This is a genomic window from Ruegeria atlantica, from assembly GCF_947495585.1.
Taxonomy (GTDB): domain Bacteria; phylum Pseudomonadota; class Alphaproteobacteria; order Rhodobacterales; family Rhodobacteraceae; genus Ruegeria; species Ruegeria atlantica_G.
In genome coordinates, this window is the sequence record NZ_CANLZK010000012.1 from 119863 (window position 1) to 139710 (window position 19848).

The 19848-nt window shown below is 56.3% G+C and carries 19 protein-coding genes; 13 read left to right on the top strand and 6 right to left on the bottom strand.

Features of this window, described 5'->3' with window-relative positions; genetic code table 11:
- Positions 1-136: 136 nt before the first annotated feature.
- The 5 genes from QMP16_RS18290 to coxB form a co-directional block, all read right to left on the bottom strand.
- Complete coding sequence (locus tag QMP16_RS18290; protein ID WP_058272267.1) at positions 137-952, bottom strand: cytochrome c oxidase subunit 3; 816 nt, start codon at positions 950-952, stop codon at positions 137-139.
- Between the two features lie 22 nt (positions 953-974).
- Positions 975-1550: a cytochrome c oxidase assembly protein gene (locus QMP16_RS18295; RefSeq protein WP_113790545.1), complete on the bottom strand. Its 576-nt coding sequence runs from the start codon at positions 1548-1550 to the stop codon at positions 975-977.
- Positions 1550-1711, bottom strand: a complete 162-nt coding sequence (locus QMP16_RS18300) for a hypothetical protein (RefSeq protein WP_282153547.1) — start codon at positions 1709-1711, stop codon at positions 1550-1552. The genes QMP16_RS18295 and QMP16_RS18300 overlap by 1 nt, the downstream gene beginning before the upstream one ends.
- Positions 1708-2664: a heme o synthase gene (gene cyoE / locus QMP16_RS18305; RefSeq protein WP_282153548.1), complete on the bottom strand. Its 957-nt coding sequence runs from the start codon at positions 2662-2664 to the stop codon at positions 1708-1710. Before cyoE ends, QMP16_RS18300 begins: the two co-directional genes overlap by 4 nt.
- 84 nt (positions 2665-2748) lie before the next feature.
- On the bottom strand, positions 2749-3660 hold the full coding sequence (gene coxB / locus QMP16_RS18310; RefSeq protein ID WP_282153549.1) for a cytochrome c oxidase subunit II: 912 nt from the start codon (positions 3658-3660) through the stop codon (positions 2749-2751).
- A 176-nt stretch (positions 3661-3836) separates the two neighbouring features.
- On the opposite strand from coxB, the gene tldD reads away from it, so the two are divergent.
- The 5 genes from tldD to QMP16_RS18335 all read left to right on the top strand — a co-directional run bounded on the left by tldD (position 3837) and on the right by QMP16_RS18335 (position 10880).
- Positions 3837-5258, top strand: coding sequence for a metalloprotease TldD (tldD, locus tag QMP16_RS18315; RefSeq protein WP_282153550.1), 1422 nt, complete (start codon positions 3837-3839; stop codon positions 5256-5258).
- 240 nt (positions 5259-5498) lie between these two features.
- Positions 5499-6632, top strand: a complete 1134-nt coding sequence (dprA, locus tag QMP16_RS18320; RefSeq protein WP_282153551.1) for a DNA-processing protein DprA — start codon at positions 5499-5501, stop codon at positions 6630-6632.
- Between the two features lie 174 nt (positions 6633-6806).
- On the top strand, positions 6807-9446 hold the full coding sequence (topA, locus tag QMP16_RS18325) for a type I DNA topoisomerase (RefSeq protein ID WP_282153552.1): 2640 nt from the start codon (positions 6807-6809) through the stop codon (positions 9444-9446).
- A 103-nt stretch (positions 9447-9549) separates the two neighbouring features.
- The gene (locus tag QMP16_RS18330) at positions 9550-10254 is read left to right on the top strand and encodes a CoA transferase subunit A (RefSeq protein WP_282153553.1); all 705 of its coding nucleotides are present in this window, start codon (positions 9550-9552) and stop codon (positions 10252-10254) included.
- Positions 10254-10880, top strand: coding sequence for a CoA transferase subunit B (locus QMP16_RS18335; protein ID WP_282153554.1), 627 nt, complete (start codon positions 10254-10256; stop codon positions 10878-10880). The genes QMP16_RS18330 and QMP16_RS18335 overlap by 1 nt, the downstream gene beginning before the upstream one ends.
- 42 nt (positions 10881-10922) lie before the next feature.
- Here QMP16_RS18335 and QMP16_RS18340 read toward each other — a convergent pair whose 3' ends face one another.
- Positions 10923-11783, bottom strand: a complete 861-nt coding sequence (locus QMP16_RS18340; protein ID WP_432653416.1) for a lytic transglycosylase domain-containing protein — start codon at positions 11781-11783, stop codon at positions 10923-10925.
- A gap of 352 nt (positions 11784-12135) precedes the next feature.
- Here QMP16_RS18340 and QMP16_RS18345 point away from each other — a divergent pair, with 352 nt between their 5' ends.
- The 8 genes from QMP16_RS18345 to QMP16_RS18380 all read left to right on the top strand — a co-directional run bounded on the left by QMP16_RS18345 (position 12136) and on the right by QMP16_RS18380 (position 19842).
- Positions 12136-12387, top strand: coding sequence for a Flp family type IVb pilin (locus QMP16_RS18345; RefSeq protein WP_282153555.1), 252 nt, complete (start codon positions 12136-12138; stop codon positions 12385-12387).
- Between the two features lie 86 nt (positions 12388-12473).
- Positions 12474-12689, top strand: coding sequence for a hypothetical protein (locus QMP16_RS18350; protein WP_282153556.1), 216 nt, complete (start codon positions 12474-12476; stop codon positions 12687-12689).
- A 155-nt stretch (positions 12690-12844) separates the two neighbouring features.
- Positions 12845-13720 (top strand): Flp pilus assembly protein CpaB, encoded by an 876-nt coding sequence (cpaB, locus tag QMP16_RS18355; RefSeq protein WP_282153557.1) that lies wholly within the window; start codon positions 12845-12847, stop codon positions 13718-13720.
- A 191-nt stretch (positions 13721-13911) separates the two neighbouring features.
- Positions 13912-15318, top strand: a complete 1407-nt coding sequence (locus QMP16_RS18360) for a type II and III secretion system protein family protein (protein WP_282153558.1) — start codon at positions 13912-13914, stop codon at positions 15316-15318.
- Between the two features lie 17 nt (positions 15319-15335).
- On the top strand, positions 15336-15959 hold the full coding sequence (locus QMP16_RS18365) for an OmpA family protein (RefSeq protein WP_282153559.1): 624 nt from the start codon (positions 15336-15338) through the stop codon (positions 15957-15959).
- A gap of 199 nt (positions 15960-16158) precedes the next feature.
- A complete protein-coding gene (locus tag QMP16_RS18370; protein WP_282153560.1) occupies positions 16159-17391 on the top strand; it encodes an AAA family ATPase in 1233 nt (410 codons plus the stop codon).
- A 24-nt stretch (positions 17392-17415) separates the two neighbouring features.
- Positions 17416-18861, top strand: coding sequence for a CpaF family protein (locus QMP16_RS18375; RefSeq protein ID WP_282153561.1), 1446 nt, complete (start codon positions 17416-17418; stop codon positions 18859-18861).
- A gap of 12 nt (positions 18862-18873) precedes the next feature.
- Positions 18874-19842, top strand: a complete 969-nt coding sequence (locus QMP16_RS18380) for a type II secretion system F family protein (RefSeq protein WP_282153562.1) — start codon at positions 18874-18876, stop codon at positions 19840-19842.
- Positions 19843-19848: the final 6 nt, after the last annotated feature.

The window sequence follows — 19848 nt, forward strand, 5'->3', positions numbered from 1 at the left end:
AAGAGCCGGCGTCTTGTTAAAGGCTGCAGCCGCAGAAAGGCAACCTTGCAATTGTATGGGGCGCAATCTTGCGTCCCGAATAGAGAAAAAGCCGCCCAAAAAGGGCGGCTTTTGCAATTTGTTCGCCCGTCTGGCGCTACATCAACGGCGCCTGGCCCCAGATGTATACTGCGAAGAACAGGAACAGCCAGACAACGTCAACGAAGTGCCAGTACCAGGCAGCCGCCTCAAACCCGACGTGTTTCTCAGGCGTGAAGTCACCCTTGAGCGCCCGGATTAAGCACACTGAAAGGAAGATGGTACCGATAAGAACGTGGAAACCATGAAAGCCGGTTGCCATGAAGAAGTTCGAATAGAACTGATCACCGCCGAATTTCCAGCCTTCATGCGCCAGCAGCTCATAGTATTCAAAGGCCTGCAGACCTGTGAATGCGACGCCCAGAGCGATGCCGATGGCCAGCCCCTGCACCAGCGCCTTGCGGTCATTGCCATGCACCAGCGCGTGGTGCGCCCAGGTGATTGCACAGCCCGACAGCAGCAGGACCAGAGTGTTGATCAGCGGCAGGTGAAACGGGTCCACCGCATGAATGTCAGGCTGGATGTATTCGGTACCGGCATAGTCGTACATCGGGTACATGCGATGTTTGAAGAACGACCAGAACCAGGCAAAGAAGAACATCACCTCGGACATAACGAACAGGATGAAGCCATAGCGCAGGCCGATGCGGACAACCGGTGTGTGATCGCCCTGGCGGCTCTCGACCACAACCTCGGACCACCATGCGAACATGGTGTAAAGAACGGCCACCAGACCGGCCCAGAACATCCACGAGGTAACCCCGTGCATCCACAGGACGGCTCCGAACAGCATCACAAAGCCGCCGATCGCGCCGATCAGAGGCCAGATCGACGGGGCCAAAATGTGATAATCATGGTTTTTTGCGTGTGCCATCAGCGTCCCTCACCTACAGGCGTTAGTTCGTTGTTATATCAGCCTGCGTCTCAAGAGCGGCAACGCCCTCGGGCAGGTCAATTTCGTAAAATGTATACGACAGTGTAATCGTATGAACATACTTAGCTTCAAGATCCTCGACCATTTCAGGGTCGACGAAAAAGGTGACCGGCATCTCAACACGTTCACCGGGTTGCAGCACCTGCTCTTCAAAGCAGAAACAGGCGATTTTCTGAAAGTACCCACCGGCCGAATACGGTGTCACGTTGTAGGACGCCTGCCCGGCAATGGGGCGGTCGGTCGGGTTGTAGGCCTCGTAAAAGGCCAGTCCGGTTTCGCCAATGCGCACTTCCATCTCGCGCGCGACCGGCTTGAATTCCCATGCCATGTCTTTCGCCTTCGAGGCGTCAAAGCGGATGGTAACCTTGCGGTCCAGAATATCTTCGGGTGCAGTCGCGGCCACGCCAGTGGTTCCACCAAAACCGGTGACACGGCAGAACCAGTCATAAAACGGAACAGAAGCCCAGGCCAGGCTGCCCATAAGGACAACCACGCCAACTGTCTGCGCAACAGTTTTCTGAGGACCTGTCAACGCCATCAGTTCTGTACCTCTGGCGTCGCCAAGCTGAAATCAGTGCCTGAAACCTTTACGACCGTCAGACCGAATATGATCACGATAAAGGCGGCCAGCGTCAGGCCGACCCCAAGGTTACGGCTGAATCGGCGTTGGTGAAGTTCGTGGCTCTTGCGCAGGCTCATGACCAACCTCCTAGCCCATAGGGTTTCAGCAGTGCTTCGACCAGGATAGCACCGAAATGCAGGAACAGATACAGCAGCGACAGCTTGAAGAACGCGCGTTCGACCTTGAAATTGTCGGCCTCGGAATCATCCTCGTTCCGGCGCGAAATCTGCCACGCTCCGCGCAGGAACAGCGCGTTCAACATCACAGCGACGGTCAGGTAGATAGGACCGCCAATACCCGAGAATGCGGTTCCAACAGCCAGCATGGCCAGCAACCCGGTATATACCAGAATGTGCCAGCGCGTGGCGCGACGACCATGTGTGACGGTCAGCATCGGAACACCCGCATCGTCGTAATCCGAGCGCATGAACAGCGCCAGAGCCCAGAAATGCGGAGGGGTCCACATGAAAGTCAGGGCAAACATCAGCCACGGCTCGATCGACATCGACCCGGTTGCAGCAACCCAGCCGATAACCGGCGGAAAAGCCCCTGCCGCGCCGCCGATCACGATGTTCTGCGGCGTCGAGCGTTTCAGCCACATCGTATAAACGACAACGTAGAAAAAGATCGTGAAAGCCAGGAAAGCGCCAGCAAACCAGTTGGTTGCCAGACCCAGCATAATAACGGACAGCCCTGACAGGGCCAGCCCGATTGCCATCGCCTCACCCTCCTGGACCTTACCAGAGGGGATCGGGCGGCCTTTGGTACGCTTCATCACGCGGTCGATATCGGCGTCCCACCACATGTTCAAAGCGCCGGATGCGCCGCCCCCAATGGCGATGAACAGGATGGCGCAAAAGCCGACGAATGGATGAACATGGACCGGTGCCGCAAGAAGGCCGACCAAAGCGGTGAACACGACCAGCGACATCACGCGCGGCTTCAGCAAGGCAAAGAAATCACCAAAGCTGGCCTCATCCGCGTGGGATTTGGCGCTCACTGTGCTGGCATTGATGCTTGCGTCGCTCATTTCCGGTCCTTCTGGGGCGAAAGCTGCGCGAAAAACGCGCAGCCTGCGTTACTCTTGGCGCGAGCGTTCAGCCCGCGCGGGTCATCACTTCGATGCAACCTGATAAGTTGCGGGTTGACCTGCATATTCTTCCAGCGCGCCTTGCAGCCACTGCTCATATGCTTCTTCGCTGACCACTTTGACGGTGATCGGCATGTAAGCGTGGTCCTTGCCGCACAGTTCGGAACACTGACCAAAATAGATGCCTTCTTTCTCGGCCTCGAACCACAGTTCGGCCAGTCGACCCGGAACACCATCCTGCTTTACGCCGAACGACGGGATGGTCCACGAATGGATCACGTCTGATGCGGTAACCTGCATGACGATGACCTTGCCAACCGGAACGACAACGGCGGTATCGGTGGCGAGCAACCATTCGTCATCGCTGTAGCCCGCATCCGCCAGTTTGGCACGCATCGCATCGTTCAGAACAAATGGGGTCACGTCAGCATCGGCCGGGCGTGCGCCTTCGTCCAATGTGGCCGGGTGGCCCAGCAGATAGCTGTCAAAGGCGAAATCGTGATCAACGTATTCGTAGGTCCAGTACCACTGGTTCCCAACGACTTTGATGGTGATGTCGCCTTCGGGGATTTCCTGCTGATTGAACAGAACCGGCAGCGAGAAGGCACCGATGAAGACCAGAATCAGGATCGGGCCAAGGGTCCAGGCAATCTCAACCGGGGTGTAGTGCGAGAATCGCGCCGGTTCAGGGTTGTTACGCGAATTGTAGCGAATGATGCAGTAGATCAGCAGACCTGCAACAAACAAGCAGATCGCGGTGATGATCACCAGAATCATATCATCCAGCCGGTGAATCCCCGAGGCCAGGCTGGTGGCCGCGGGCTGGAACCCAAGGCCGCCATCAACTGGCTTACCAATAATCTCAAGCTCCTGAGCCATTGCGGGAAGGCTGGAGAGGGCTGTCATCAACCCCGAAAGCATCAAAGCATTCTTCATTTTCTGTCCTGATCGTCTGATCTTTGCTTCTCTGGCGAAAAGGTGTGAATCAGTCGCACCTCTCCCGTTGTCTTTGGCCGCGTTAAAAACCATATTCCGTCGGGTAGATAAAGCAAAATGCTTGCGTCAAACAGACGCTATTTTTGATCTGGATCAAACTCGGAAGGTCCCAACAGATGTCCAACGACCCGTTTCGCCCATTTGATAGCGCTATTCCGCATGACGAGGCGCTTGCGGTTTTGCAATCCGCCACCTCTGGGGCAGAAGACGGTGAGCTGTTTGTCGAGCGGCGAAAATCCGAGGCTTTGGTCTTTGACGACGGGCGCTTGAAGACAGCATCATATGACGCATCCGAAGGGTTTGGCCTGCGAGCGGTGCAGGGCGAAGTTGCCGGGTATGCGCATTCCACCGATGTCTCAATTCCGGCACTGAAACGGGCGGCACAAACCGCGCGCCTTGCGGTCGGAGACGGTGGCGGCACGCTGGCCGATGGTCCCCGCGCTACCAATACCCGCCTTTATACGGACGAGGACCCGATTGAATCCGCTGATTTCCCGGTCAAGATCGAAACGCTGCGCGAGATCGACGCCTATGCCCGCGACATGGATCCCCGCGTCGTGCAGGTTAGCGCGACAATCGCCGCAGCCGTGCAAGAAGTCGAGATTTTGCGCCCGGACGGCGTACTGATGCGAGACGTGCGGCCAATGACCCGCCTCAATATCTCGGTCATCGTCGAACAGAACGGTCGCCGCGAAAGTGGCTCGGCCGGGGGTGGCGGGCGCGTCGGGCTAGACGGCCTGATCGATCCGTCGGATTGGCAGGACAAAGCGCGCGAGGCGTTGCGGATCGCCTTGGTCAATCTCGACGCGATCCCGGCCCCTGCCGGCGTGATGGAGGTCGCGCTTGGCCCCGGTTGGCCAGGCATCCTCTTGCACGAGGCAATCGGACACGGTTTGGAGGGGGATTTTAACCGCAAGGGAAGCTCGGCCTTTGCCGGTTTGATGGGACAGCAGATCGCATCCAAAGGCGTGACCGTTGTTGATGACGGCACAATCCCGGATCGTCGCGGCTCGATCTCTTTGGATGACGAAGGCACACCCAGTTCAAGGACAGTTTTGATCGAAGATGGCGTCCTGACCGGCTATATGCAGGATCGCCAAAACGCGCGCCTGATGGGCGTGGCCCCCACCGGAAACGGGCGGCGGCAAAGCTATGCGCACAAACCCATGCCGCGGATGACGAACACTGTGATGCTGGGTGGTGAGGCTGATCCGGCCTCTTTGGTTGCGGACATCCAGGACGGAATCTGGGCGGTTGGTTTCGGCGGCGGTCAGGTGGATATCACCAACGGCAAATTCGTGTTCTCGTGCACCGAGGCGTACCGCGTTGAAAACGGTAAGATCGGGGCACCCGTCAAAGGCGCGACCCTGATCGGCGACGGTCCATCCGCCCTTAAACGCATTCGGGGGTTGGGCAACGACATGGCGCTGGATCCGGGCATGGGAACCTGTGGCAAAGACGGCCAGTGGGTACCGGTCGGCGTTGGCCAGCCTACCGTTCTGATGGATGGCCTGACAGTCGGCGGATCGGCCGCATAGCCGGGAATCGCTTGGCGGGAAATCGAGAGCGCAGGGTTAACGCTGCGCTTTCAGCCCGCCGGCGCCTTAACATCCTGTCAGGCGCCCGCGTTGAAGGCCGTTGTGTTTATTTCATACATTTCAACGCACTAAATAACTCTAAGTGATAAACGCCGAAAATTATCCGGATAATTTGAAGAGATTCACAAGCTGTTAACCCCAGCAATCGTAAACCAGTTCTGCAATCAGGCGGAGCATCGGATGACCGAAGAGCAGCATTCTTCCTATCACCCCACACTCCCACCCACCACGGAAGAGGATCGGTTTTCCTGGCTTCGTCTGTTGCGCTCTCGCAAGGTTGGTCCGGCGACGTTTCGTCGGTTGCTGCGGGAACATGGCTCGGCGCAGAATGCGCTGGCCGCGCTGCCGGAGATGGCACGCGCTGCCGGAATTGATGGGTACGAAGTTTGCCCCCCCGGCGTGATTGAGGCGGAACTCAAGGCCGCAAAAGCCGCGAACGCGCACCTTTTGTGCCTTGGCTCCGCCGATTATCCAGATGCCTTGAACGATCTATCCGACGCCCCGCCAATGCTTTGGGCGATTGGAGATAGCTCTCTGCTGCAGCGCCGGTCGATTGCACTGGTCGGCGCGCGGAATTGTTCGTCCTTGGGGGCGCGGATGGCGCGGGGGCTTGCCGCGGATCTCGGCAAGCAAGGCTATGTCGTTGTGTCCGGCCTGGCACGCGGCATTGATACAGCGGCCCATATGGCCGCGCTTGAAACGGGCACCGTCGCTGTGATGGCGGGCGGCGTGGATGTCGTCTATCCCACCGAAAACACAGTGCTGGCCGAAAAGATTGTCCAAACTGGGTTGCGTGTCTCGGAACAGCCCATGGGCGTCACACCGCAGGCCCGGCACTTCCCGCGCAGAAACAGGATTATCTCAGGTCTGGCACAGGCGGTTGTCGTCGTCGAAGCTGCCGCAAAATCCGGCAGTCTTATTACTGCGCGGGACGCCTTGGATCAGGGGCGCGAGGTTCTGGCCGTACCCGGGCACCCTTTCGATGCACGCGCTGCCGGGTGCAACATGCTGATCCGGGACGGCGCGATATTGGTGCGAGCCGCCGAAGACGTCATTGAGGCGCTACCGAAACGGGCACCTACCAGTCAGGTCGAGGGGCCCGCCGTGCCCGACGTTGTAGCCAACCCGGTGATCGCAGGTACCGCACTGCATCGTGAAATCCTGTCGCGATTGGGCCCCTCCCCGATTGCCGAAGATCAGTTGATCCGCGACATTGCCGCAACGGCCGGAGAAATCGGACCCGCATTGATTGATCTGGAACTCGAGGGACAGATCCAGCGCCAGCCCGGCGGCCTCCTGTCGCTGTCAGCATAACCTTCATCGCTGAGGCCTGGTTTCTGCCCAAGTCCTTTTTATACACAGGTTACGTGGTTGAAATTACCACATAATTCCTGTGTTCAAAGGAACGCATTGACAATTCGCCCTTGCCCTCCACATCTTGCACGATCATAGAAGGCGCCAATTCCGTCGAGCGAGGTTTTCCCTTAAATGCCTGTAGTTGTTGTAGAATCCCCTGCCAAGGCCAAAACAATCAACAAATATCTTGGCCCCGACTACACGGTGCTGGCCTCATATGGCCATGTCCGGGACTTGCCGCCCAAGGACGGATCCGTCGATACCGAGCATGAATTTGAGATGAAGTGGGAGGTCGGCAACGACAGCCGCAAACATGTCAAAGCCATCGCCGATGCGCTGAAAGAAGACAACGCTTTGATTCTCGCGACTGACCCTGATCGTGAAGGTGAGGCTATCAGCTGGCACCTGCAAGAAGCCCTGACCAAGCGCCGCTCGATCAAGAAAGACACGCCTGTCAGCCGCGTGACCTTCAACGCGATCACCAAGGATGCGGTGACCGAGGCGATGCAGAACCCGCGTCAGGTCGACATGCCGTTGGTCGAGGCCTATCTGGCCCGCCGCGCGCTGGATTATCTGGTGGGTTTCAACTTGTCCCCGGTTCTGTGGCGCAAACTGCCCGGCGCCAAGTCTGCCGGTCGCGTTCAGTCAGTCTGTCTGCGCCTGATCGTCGAACGCGAGATGGAGATCGAAGCGTTCAAGCCAGTCGAATATTGGTCTGTGAAGGCTGTGTTCGAAACACCGCGCGGCCAGACTTATGAGGCGCGTCTGGTCACGCTGGCCGGTAAGAAACTGGACAAACATGATCTGGCCAACGCCACGCAGGCCGAACTGGCGGTGCAGGCCATCACCAGCCGCGCGCTGAGCGTTACTTCGGTCGAGGCTAAGCCTGCCGCGCGCAACCCCAGTGCGCCCTTCATGACCTCTACCTTGCAGCAGGAAGCAAGCCGCAAGTTCGGAATGGGCGCGCGTCACGCGATGCAGGTTGCTCAACGCCTCTACGAAGCGGGCTACATCACATATATGCGGACCGACGGCATCGACATGGCGCCCGAGGCCGTGGCGGCCACTCGCGATACCATCGCAGACCGTTACGGTGCAGAATACGTGCCGGACAGCCCGCGTATCTATAAAAACAAGGCCAAGAACGCCCAGGAAGCGCACGAATGTATCCGCCCGACGGATATGTCCCGCGATACCAAGGCGCTGAAGGTCACAGATGAGGATCAGCGCAAACTGTATGACCTGATCTGGAAACGTACCATTGCCTGTCAGATGGCTGCGGCCCGGCTGGAGCGCACTACGGTCGAGATTGGCAGCGATGACGGCCAGGTCGGCCTGCGCGCCACCGGTCAGGTTGTTCTGTTCGACGGGTTCATGCGCGTTTATGAAGAAGGCCGCGACGACGTGGCCGATGATGATGAAAAGCGCCTGCCGCAAATCATGCAGGGCGATCCAGCTCGGTTTGCCAAAACATCCCTGCGCGATCAGTTCACCAAAGCGACCAGCGAAGGCACTGAAAAGGCCGCGAAAGAGGCCATTCTGTCCGAGAACGAATCTGTACTTGCCCTGCAGCACCACACGCAACCGCCGCCGCGCTACACCGAGGCTACACTGGTCAAGCGGATGGAAGAGCTGGGGATCGGGCGACCGTCGACCTATGCCTCGATCGTGACCACGATTCAGGACCGGGAATATGTGCGCAAAGACAAGAACCGGCTGATCCCAGAGGAGAAGGGCCGGATCGTTACGATCTTCCTGCTGAACTTCTTCCGGCAGTACGTGGGGTATGAGTTCACCGCCAATCTGGAAGAACAATTGGACGACGTCAGCGCCGGTGGGCGTGACTACAAGGAGTTGCTGAGCAAGTTCTGGCGCGATTTCTCGGCTGCTATCGGCGAGACGTCCGAATTGCGGATCTCCGAGGTTCTGGACAAACTCGACGAAGCCCTGGCGCCGCAGCTCTATCCGCCGCGTGAAGACGGCTCGGACCCGCGTGTCTGTCCGAAATGCGGAATGGGTCAGTTGCACCTGAAGACGTCGCGCACTGGCGGGTTCGTTGGGTGTGGAAACTATCCTGAATGCACCTATACCCGCCCCATCGCCGGCGAAGGCGCTGAAGGCGAGGAACGTCTTCTGGGCGAAGATGCAGGGGATGATATCTGGCTGAAATCCGGCCGCTTTGGCCCCTATGTTCAGCGCGGCGAACCGACGCCCGAGAACAAAAAACCACCGCGCGCCTCACTACCGCGTGGCTGGAGCAAGGATGACATGGATCTGGACAAGGCGCTGACGCTGTTGTCCCTGCCCCGCCAGATTGGCGAACACCCAGAGGGTGGCATGATCAGCTCGAACTTTGGGCGGTTTGGTCCCTATCTGATGCATCAGTTGGCGGATGAGGCCAAGCCGGTCTACGCAAACCTCAAAGACCCCAACGACGTGTTTGAAATCGGCATGAACCGCGCTGTCGAGTTGCTGGCTGAAAAGCGCGCCAACCCCGGGCGGGGCCGTCGCGCAGCGGCAAAAGCGTTGAAGGAATTAGGCGAGCACCCAGATGGCGGCGCGATGCAGGTTCTGGATGGGCGCTATGGGCCATACGTGAAATGGGAAAAGGTCAACGCGACCATTCCAAAAGATATTAAGCCCGAAGATGTGACACAGGAAATGGCCATCGAACTGGTCAACGAACGCGCAGCTAAAAAGGGCACCAAGAAAAAAGCGGCTCCGAAAAAGAAAGCTGCGGCCAAGAAAACAACCAAAAAGGCGGCCACCTGACAGGGGGTTAGGTAGAAATACCACCCACCCCTTGGTTTCATTGACTTCCCCGTGACGTGGCGGCACAACCTGCGCCATCACCATGTCATTGGGGGAGTTTTCCATGAAGAAAGTCTATGCCAATGCCACCGAGGCACTCGATGGAGTGATTTCGGACGGCATGATGATCGCGGCAGGCGGTTTTGGCCTGTGCGGTATTCCCGAACTGCTGCTTGAGGCGATCAAGAACTCGGGCGCTCAAGATCTGACGTTTGCCTCGAACAACGCCGGTGTTGACGATTTCGGTATCGGCATCCTGCTGCAGACCAAGCAGGTCAAAAAGATGATCAGCTCTTACGTCGGTGAAAACGCTGAGTTCATGCGCCAATATCTGGCCGGAGAGCTGGAGCTGGAATTCAACCCGCAGGGAACTCTGGCTGAGCGTATGCGTGCCGGTGGCGCAGGCATACCCGGGTTCTATACCAAGACCGGTGTGGGCACCGTGATCGCCGATGGTAAAGAGCACAAAGACTTCAATGGCGAGACTTACATCTTGGAAGAAGGCATCTTTGCCGATCTGGCTATTGTCAAAGCCTGGAAGGCCGACGACACCGGTAACCTGATCTTCCGCAAGACCGCGCGCAACTTTAACGTACCTGCTGCGACCTGTGGCAAGATCTGCATCGTCGAGGTCGAGGAAATCGTGCCGCGTGGTTCGCTGGACCCCGATATGATCCACCTGCCCGGCATCTACGTGCATCGCATCATTCAGGGTCAGCACGAAAAGCGCATCGAACAACGCACCACCCGTAAGAAGGAGGAAGCATAATGCCCTGGGATCGCAATCAGATGGCCGCACGTGCGGCGAAAGAGCTGGAAGACGGCATGTATGTAAACCTCGGCATCGGTATTCCGACGCTGGTGGCAAACTATGTTGGTGACAAGGACATCACCCTCCAATCCGAGAACGGAATGCTGGGTATGGGCCCCTTCCCCTTTGAAGGCGAAGAAGACCCGGATCTGATAAACGCTGGCAAGCAGACGATCACGGAACTGTCCCGCACCGCCTATTTCGACAGTGCCACATCGTTTGCCATGATCCGCGGCGGTAAGATTGCGGCCGCCGTTCTGGGCGCGATGGAGGTCGATGAAGAAGGCGATCTGGCAAACTGGATGATTCCGGGCGTGCTGGTGAAAGGCATGGGCGGCGCGATGGACCTGGTTGCAGGAGTTCGTCGCGTGATCGTCGTGATGGATCACACCAACAAGCACGGCAAGTCCAAGCTGCTGAAGAAGTGCACCCTGCCCCTAACCGGCAAGAAGGTGGTGAATCGCATTATCACCAACCTTGGCGTTCTGGACGTGGTTGATGGCGGCCTGAAGATCATCGAGATCGCCGAAGGCGTGACCGAAGACGAGATCCGCTCCGCGACCGAAGCCAACATCGTCAACTAATTCACACCAATGAAAAGGCCCACCGTTTCGGGTGGGCCATTTTCAGTTCAGCGATTGGAATACACACCCATCCGTAATCAGCTGAGGCGGTGTCGAACACAACGCCCGAGCCACCTGAAACGCCGCAAGAACCTTGGGCACATAATCACGCGTCTCTGCGTAAGGCGGGACGCCCTCGTGCTTACGTACGGCTCCTTCCCCAGCGTTATACCCTGCAAGGACGAGGATCGGGTCGTTACCGAATTCTTCCATCAGCCAGTTCAGGTACTTCACACCGCCCGCGATGTTTTGCGACGGCTGCGTACTGTCCTGAACCCCAAAACGTTTGGCGGTTGCAGGCATCAGCTGCATCAATCCTTGTGCCCCCGCCGAGCTTACAGCGTCGGTACGCCCGGCAGATTCAACGGAAATGACCGCCAGAACCAATGCCGGTGAGACATTTGTTCCCACGGTCGAGCGCAGAATATCCACGCGGCGTTGTTGGGCGATATTCTGCAGGGTCTGTAGACGCGGCGCCGCGACGTTGATCGCAGCCAGCGCATTCATGGCATCGCGCAGTCGTCCAGACCCGGCCTCGGCCAATGACGGCGACACCCTTTCCCAGAAAGCCTTGTACGAACCGACCGGTTTTTTGCCCGCAACGGGAAGCGTTGGCGGTACGACGCGCGTGCGCGCGATGATTTCAGGTTCAACTAATTCCACGCCTGTACTAGGGGCAGACGGGGTCTTTGCATGCTCATCGGGTGTGATCTGGACCGTGACGCGCGGTCGTGTGCCAGGCTTTGGGGCCTTGACCCGTTTGTAAACGCCTCTTGGCTCAACCTCGTTCGCCACGACTGGCACTGGGCCAGACAGCATCAACGCCGCCAAACCGGCGCAAGTCATTGCGAGCCGGAGATTCATTTGCCTGCCTCATGTTTTTCTTTTGGTTGATTTGAACCTCGGATTCGCCCGTAAGGCCAGAAAAACAACGTGAAATGGGGCAAATTCGCCTCATTTGCCGCAAATTTGCATCGGGGCGAACGGACAACCTCTGCGATGTGGAATTTTTTACTGTTGCTTTTCAATTACTTACTAAAAAAACTACGAAATAGTTAAACTTCATCAAAAAAAAATAGGGTTTGGCCCAATTCCTGCCACGCACAGCGGTCAATCATAGAGCCATACCGAGACGAACGGGAGCGGACTGAGAGAGAAAGCTCTGATAGACGCCTAGGTTTAATAGACTTTTTAGATCCTTTAGGAGGGACGCAACATGATCAAGTTCATCAAGAACTTCCGCAAAGATGAAGACGGCGCCGTAACAGTAGACTGGGTCGTTCTGACCGCAGCAATCGTTGGCCTGGCATCGGTCGCCTACACCCAAATTGGTAACGGCACTCAGGCAGTTTCGAACGAAGTTGGCGCAGCCCTGCAAGGCGCGGCGACAGCTACAGCAGACGCCATCCCAGTCACCCCAGGCGGCGGTGGCACCACCACCACCACAACCTCCACCAGCGGCGGCTAAACAAATCGTCACTCTGACTTTCTTTTTCGGGGCCGGGTTGTTTGACCCGGCCCCGAAATCATTCATGGCCCAAAATTGGAAACGATATGCTCAAAAGAATATACGTATTCAGCAAGTTTGAAGACGGGGCCGTGACGGTTGACTGGGTTGTTTTGACAGCCGCAATCGTGGGAATTGCCGCTGGTGTTTTCGTTGTATTTCATCAACCGGTCCGAGACCTGGATGCCAAATCAGGTGCTGCCCTGAGTGGGATTGACGTTGCGGACGAAATTTCTGTGCGTTTCGACGCGCCAGACTCGTGAACTCGCAATTGCCTATATGTCTAAAAAACCTAATGGACGCACAATATTTCTGATATTGTCCCCCTTTTCGACACAATCTCCCTTTAATCAAAGCTGATCTTCGTCGTAAATCTTTGGCGAACAAACCTAGATAGAATAACTAAGAGGGGACGCGAATGCGGCTAGTATTTGGACTTGTCCTAATTGTTGGGGTCGCTTTGGCCGGTGGGGCCGTCTACTTGGCAAAGGACTACATCAGTCAAACCCAAGCGGAACTGGAGAGAGAAAGGCTAGCGACTCAAAATGCGCTCGCAAATGTTAAGACCATTCCGACTGTCCCAGTGATGGTCGCAAACCGGGTCATGAAATATGGAGAGCGTCTTGCGCCGGAAGATGTACGCGTCGTTCAGTGGCCTGAGGACGCGATTCCCGAAGGAACTTTTTCAGATGTGGCCGTACTGTTCCCAGAGAATGCAAGAGGCGACCGCTTTGTCCTGCGCGCAATGGAAAAAGATGAAGCCCTTCTTACTGTCAAAATCACTCAGCCCGGGGAATCTGCTGGGCTGACGTCTCGCCTTGAGAAAGGCATGCGCGCCTTCGCAATCAGTGTAGATGTTGCATCTGGTGTATCAGGCTTCTTACGCCCAGGCGATAACGTTGACGTTTACTGGACCGGATCTCTAAGAGGTACTGGTGGTGAAGGTGAAATCACGCGGCTTATCCAGAACAATATTGAATTGATCGCTGTCGACCAGACCGCGGGTTCAGACTTGACTGGAACAACGATCGCCAGAACGGTCACAGTGGCTATAACTCCTGAACAGGTCGCAGCTCTTGCCCAAGCCCAGAATACGGGTCGGTTGTCACTGGCATTGGTTGGTGTCCAGGATGAGACCATAGCAACAGCAATTGAAGTCGACCAAAGAAAACTGCTGGGAATCGAAGAAGCAGCACCCGCACCAGTCAAAGTCCAGAAAAGGGTTTGCACAGTGAAAGCGCGCCGCGGCGGCGAGATCGTCGATACCGGAATACCAACGCCCTGCACAAACTAGCGTAAAATCAAAACGTTAAAGCCACAAGCCGCGCCATCAGCGCGGCTTGTTTCGTTTCGAATGTTGCGCATTACCCACATAAGGAAAATTCCAGAAACCATTGATTATTGCAATAAAATCGGAATTCGCGCAGTGTTGTCACACATAAGGCGTTAGACCTAAAACGAGGCGTGATCGGAGAGGCAGGTCACATGAAAATAAAATCTTTGTTCAACGCAACCCTTCTGGGGTTGGCGTTAGTTATCAGTTCGGCCAGCACTGCTGTCCAGGCTGAAACACTTCGCGTGGTTAAGAACGGTACAGCGGAAACGCTGGACGTTCCGATGAACCGCGCAATTGTCGTTGAAAGCGAAACACCATTTGCGGAACTCAGCATCGCCAACGCAGGCATCGCTGACATTTCGTCGCTTTCTGATCGTACCATTTATGTTTTGGGTAAGGCACCTGGCCTGACCACGCTGACTTTGTTCGACGGGGCTGGCAACCTGCTGGCCAATGTTCGGGTCCGTGTATCGCCGGATGTGTCTGAATTCAAAGAAAGGCTGCGGCAGATTCTACCGAGCGAGCCAATCGAAGTGCGCACAGCCAACGACGGCATCGTTCTTTCTGGCACAATTTCCAGCTCGGCCAAATTGGCCCGCGCTCTGGAACTTGCAGAACGTTACGCGCCCGAGCGGGTGTCAAACCTGATGTCCGTTGGCGGCGTTCAGCAGGTCATGCTGAAAGTTCGCTTTGCCGAAATGAACCGATCCGTTGCAAAGAGCCTGACCGCATCGTTGGGCTTTGGCGGCGGCGACACAACGGGTGGTTTCAACACGTTGAACAACGCTGGCGCGTTGGCTAACGCACTGAACAACAACATTCCCATCCAACAGACGAACACGGGTGCGATCCTGTTTGGCTTTGGCGCAGGTTCCACGCAAGTACGTTTGTTGTTGGAAGCGCTTGAAACCAAAGGACTTGCTCGCACTCTTGCGGAGCCCAACTTGTCAGCCCTTTCGGGTCAGGAAGCCGAATTCCTGGCAGGTGGCCAAGTCCCAATTCCAGTTCCTGCGGACGACGGCAACATTGCAATCGAATATCGGAATTTCGGTGTACAGGTTCTCTTTACGCCTCGCGTAGTGGATGGTGATCTGATCAACCTCGAGTTGGGAACATCGGTCTCAACTATTGACCCGAACTCCACCTTTACAATTGCAGGCAACAACGTGCCGACATTCATTGCCCGCCAGACAAAGACAACAGTTGAATTGCGAGACGGAGAGAGCTTTGCGATTGCAGGGTTGATTCAGGACAACTTCGCGGACCTGAACAGCCAAGTGCCATGGGTCGGTGACATTCCTGTTCTGGGTGCATTGTTCCGCAGCGCGGAATATCAGCGTCAACAAACTGAACTGGTCGTCATCGTCACAGCCCATCTGGTATCACCCACACGTGGTGAAGCCCTGGCCCTGCCGACAGACCGCGTCAAACCGCCTACCGAGTTCAACTTGTTCCTGAACGGAAAAACGGCGCGAACCACTCGCGTTGGTTCGGGTGGCGCGTCTGAAGTCGCCAAACAAGACTTTGGCAGCTCATACGGCTACATCCTGGAATGATTGAGAGGATAGGACCAATGCAGAAGTGGATCATCACACTGGGTCTGTCGGTTGCCGTGGCCGCGTGTACGCGTGAGGCCGGGTACGAAATCGACCAAGGCGCCTTTGGCAACGCAACCCTAAACAACGTTCAGGTCATGAACGGTGAACTGACATACGCCCAAATCCTGGGTCGGCGGTTCGCAGCAGAAGTACCGACCCAGATCAATTTTGCGTTTAATAGTTCTCAGCTGGACGCTCAGGCACAGCGGGTCTTGTTGCGGCAAGCGGCGTGGATCAAGCAGTTCCCTGAAGTGCGATTCCGCGTTTATGGCCACACCGATGCTGTCGGCTCTACTGCGTACAACCAGTCTCTGGGACAACGCCGCGCGAATGCCGCCGTTGCATTCCTGACGCAGCAGGGTATTTCGCGTTCACGCTTGGAGGCCGTTGTTTCCTTTGGGAAAACACAGCCTCTGATCGACACTCCGAACCGAGATCGTCGCAACAGGCGTACGGTAACTGAAGTGTCCGGTTTCATGGAGCGTAACCCGCTGGTGCTGGATGGCAAGTATGCTGCTATCATCTATCGCGAATACGTCGCCAGCGCTACGAGAGAGAGCTACATCCAGAGCGATGACGCTGGCGGCGCCTCTGAATAATCCATAAGAAATGGGCGGCATCGTCGCCCATTTCCCTACAATTGGTTCTTTTGCGCCAAAATCTTGCCTAAGTTCCAAGCCATCTTCTCAACAATTAGGTGAAGTGCGGCCCGAATTGGTCGCGACCGGGCAACAGCGAACTGAACCGAAACAGACATGTTCGGGCAGCGGGCTGGCCCAGACGACGAGGATTGTGTGAATGACAAGCGCCAAAACGCATGATGACGGAACTGCTATTCTAGCTTGCACGATCAGCCGTGATGTCCAAAACTTCGATCTTCTAATCGAGGACATGGAGACCATTTTGGGCGAACGTTGGGGCGACCTTGGCTTTGCCGAGGCCCTGGCTTTCTTCAGCCAGCCCGAGGCGGAAAACCTTGAATTCGTTGCGCTTGCCATTGACGGAGAAGATGAGGACAACCTTTCCCTGATGGGCGAGATCATCTCGCAGGCCAAAGAGAAAAACATCAAAATCGTTCTGATCGCCGAAGACGTCACACCTGCGTCTCTGCACCAACTACTTCGCAAGGGCGCGGACGAGTTTGTCCCCTACCCTCTTCCCGAAGGAGAGCTGCAGGAAGCCATCGATCGCATGAACAAACCTGAACCGGTGGCAACGACTGCAGTAGCAGCTCAGGCCGCTCAGGGTGATTCGAAAGAAGGCGCACTGTTTGTGGTCCATGGGCTGGCAGGCGGTGTGGGATCAACGACCATGGCGGTTAACCTCGCCTGGGAGCTAGCAACCGCGTCAGACAAAGAGGCACCTTCCGTCTGTGTCATCGACCTGGATCTGCAGTATGGCAGCGTGTCGACGTATCTGGACCTTCCTCGACGCGAAACCGTATTTGAGATGCTGTCGGACACAACTTCGATGGATGACGATGTTTTCTCGCAAGCGCTACAAACCTATGAGGAAAAGCTTGAAGTCCTGACTGCACCATCTGACATGGTTCCTTTGGACTTGATCACCCCCGAAGACATCGAACGTGTCATCGAAATAGCGCGCAGGAAATTCGACTACGTGGTCGTCGACATGCCGACGACCCTTGTTCATTGGTCGGAAACGGTTCTTCAGGCTGCACATGTATACTTTGCAATGATCGAGCTGGACATGCGATCCGCTCAGAATGCGCTACGGTTGAAACGCGCCCTCCAGGCCGAGGAACTGCCGTTCAACAAACTCCGGTTCGCTCTGAACCGAGCCCCGAAATTCACTGACTTGAATGGCAAAGGCCGGGTCAAGCGCATGGGCGAAAGCCTGGGCATTTCAATTGACCTGCAATTGCCGGATGGTGGCAAACCCGTCATGCAAAGCGGTGATCACGGATTGCCGCTGGCCAAATCCGCCGCCAAGAACCCGCTGCGTCGGGAAATCGCAAAACTTGCAAAATCGCTTCACAGCTTGGGCAGCAGCAGCGCCGAGGCCGCGTAACCGTAATTCAGAGGGGTAGTCGCCGTGTTTTCAAGATACAAGAAGCAGCCAGCAGCGCAGCCGGTCGAGCCTGCTCCAGCGCCTGAGGCTGCGGCGCAAACGCCTGCTCCGAAAAAAGCATCCGCTGACAACGCCGTCGCCCGCCGCCCAATTCAAAAGAAGGCTACTGAACCGGTCGGATCGGACCGGGATCGCAAGCGCAAAGAGCGCTTGGGTGAGATTAAGATCGAGATGCACCGGGAACTGCTGGAAAACCTGAATCTTGCGGCACTTGAAAAGGCCGGAGAATCTGAACTTCGGGCGGAAATCAGCGCGATCTCGAGCGAAATCCTCGAATCCCGCGATATTGTTCTGAACCGCGAAGACCGGTCACAGCTAAACAAAGAACTGTATGACGAAGTCACTGGTTTGGGCCCCCTTGAGACGCTGCTTCAAGACGACAGTGTCAACGATATCTTGGTAAACGGTCCTCAGCAGATTTTTGTCGAACGGTTCGGCAAGCTTGAAATCAGCGACGTCACGTTCAAGGACGAAAAGCACCTGATGCGGATCATCGACAAGATCGTATCCGCCGTGGGTCGCCGGGTCGATGAATCCAACCCCTATGTTGACGCTCGCTTGGCTGACGGGTCGCGTTTCAACGCAATGGTGCCACCTATCGCCGTTGACGGGTCGCTGGTTTCCATTCGTAAGTTCAAAAAAGACAAGCTGGCCATCGACGATCTGGTCAATTTCGGTGCCTTCACAGAGGAAATGGCCGCCTATTTGCAGGCAGCTGTTTCTACGCGTCTGAACATCATCGTCTCGGGCGGTACAGGCTCGGGTAAGACGACAACGCTGAATGCCTTGTCCAGCTTTATTGATGACGCCGAACGCATCCTGACCATCGAGGATACGGCGGAACTTCAGCTGCAACAGACCCATGTGGGTAGGATGGAAAGCCGCCCTCCTAACGTGGAAGGCAAAGGCGAAGTCAGCCCGCGCGACTGTCTGAAAAACGCCCTTCGTATGCGCCCTGACCGCATCATCGTGGGCGAGACGCGTGGTGCCGAGGTGATCGACATGCTGCAGGCCATGAACACCGGCCACGACGGGTCGATGACCACGATCCACGCCAACTCGGCCCGTGACGGGATTTCGCGTCTCGAGAACATGATCGCAATGGCCGGAATCGAGATGCCTCTCAAAGCGGTCCGCAGCCAAATCTCATCAGCTGTGAACCTAATCGTTCAGGCCAGCCGCTTGCAGGATGGCTCGCGTCGAATGACCTCAATCACCGAGATTACGGGGATGGAAGGTGATGTGATTTCGATGCAGGAGATTTTCAAGTTCCAACGCGTTGGCCTGACACCGGACAACAAGATCATTGGCCATTTCACCGCGACCGGTGTCCGCAGCCACTATTCCGAACGCTTCCGTCTGTGGGGCTTTGATCTGCCTCCATCCATCTACGAACCTACGGCCATCTAAGGAGATCCGGAAATGCAACTGCCCGTAGAGGCCCTTATCTATGTTGTGATCTTCGTCGGAGTACTTCTCCTGGTCGAGGGCATCTATCTTGTGGCATTTGGCAAGTCCATCAGCCTGAACAGCCGGGTGAACCGGCGTCTGGATATGCTCGAGAAAGGCGTCGGGCGCGAACAGGTTCTGGAACAGCTGCGCAAGGAAATGCAGCAGCATATGAAATCCCAGAGCATCCCGCTCTATTCGCTGTTGGCTGATAAAGCACAAAAAGCAGCCATCGCCTTTTCGCCGCGCCAATTGATCATGATCATGATGTTGGTTTCTGGATTTGCCTACGTTGGGCTGAGTATCGGCACGGGAACCGAGATCGTTTTGCGGATTGCGCTTTCGATCGCGATTGGCGTCGGTGGTGTCTATGCTTGGGTGAATCACAAAGCCTCGAAACGCATGGGTTTGATGGAAGAACAACTGCCCGACGCCGTTGAGTTGATGGTGCGCTCTCTTCGCGTTGGCAACCCATTTGTCTCGACAATTCAGATTGTTGCGAATGAGGTACAGGATCCTCTTGGAACGGAATTTGGCGTGATTGCTGACGAATGCGCCTATGGTCGTGACGTAGGTGACGCCCTGAAGGACATGGCCGAACGTCTGGGAATGCAGGATCTGCGTTTTTTGTCTGTCGCTGTCGGCATCCAGCAACAGGCCGGTGGTAACCTGGCCGAGATTTTGGCGGGCCTTGCCCAGGTTATTCGTGCTCGGTTCCGTCTGTTCCGCCGCGTTAAGGCGATCACGGCGGAAGCCAAATGGTCCGGCAAGTTCCTGTCTGGCTTCCCCCTATTCTGCCTGTTGTTCATTTTGGTGAAAGATCCGGGTTACTACGACGACGTTGTCGATCACGAGTTGTTCATTCCGATGTGTTTCTTTGTTGGCATCATGCTTACCCTAAACCTAATCGTCATGCGCATTCTTACGAATATCAAGGTCTGAGGGAAC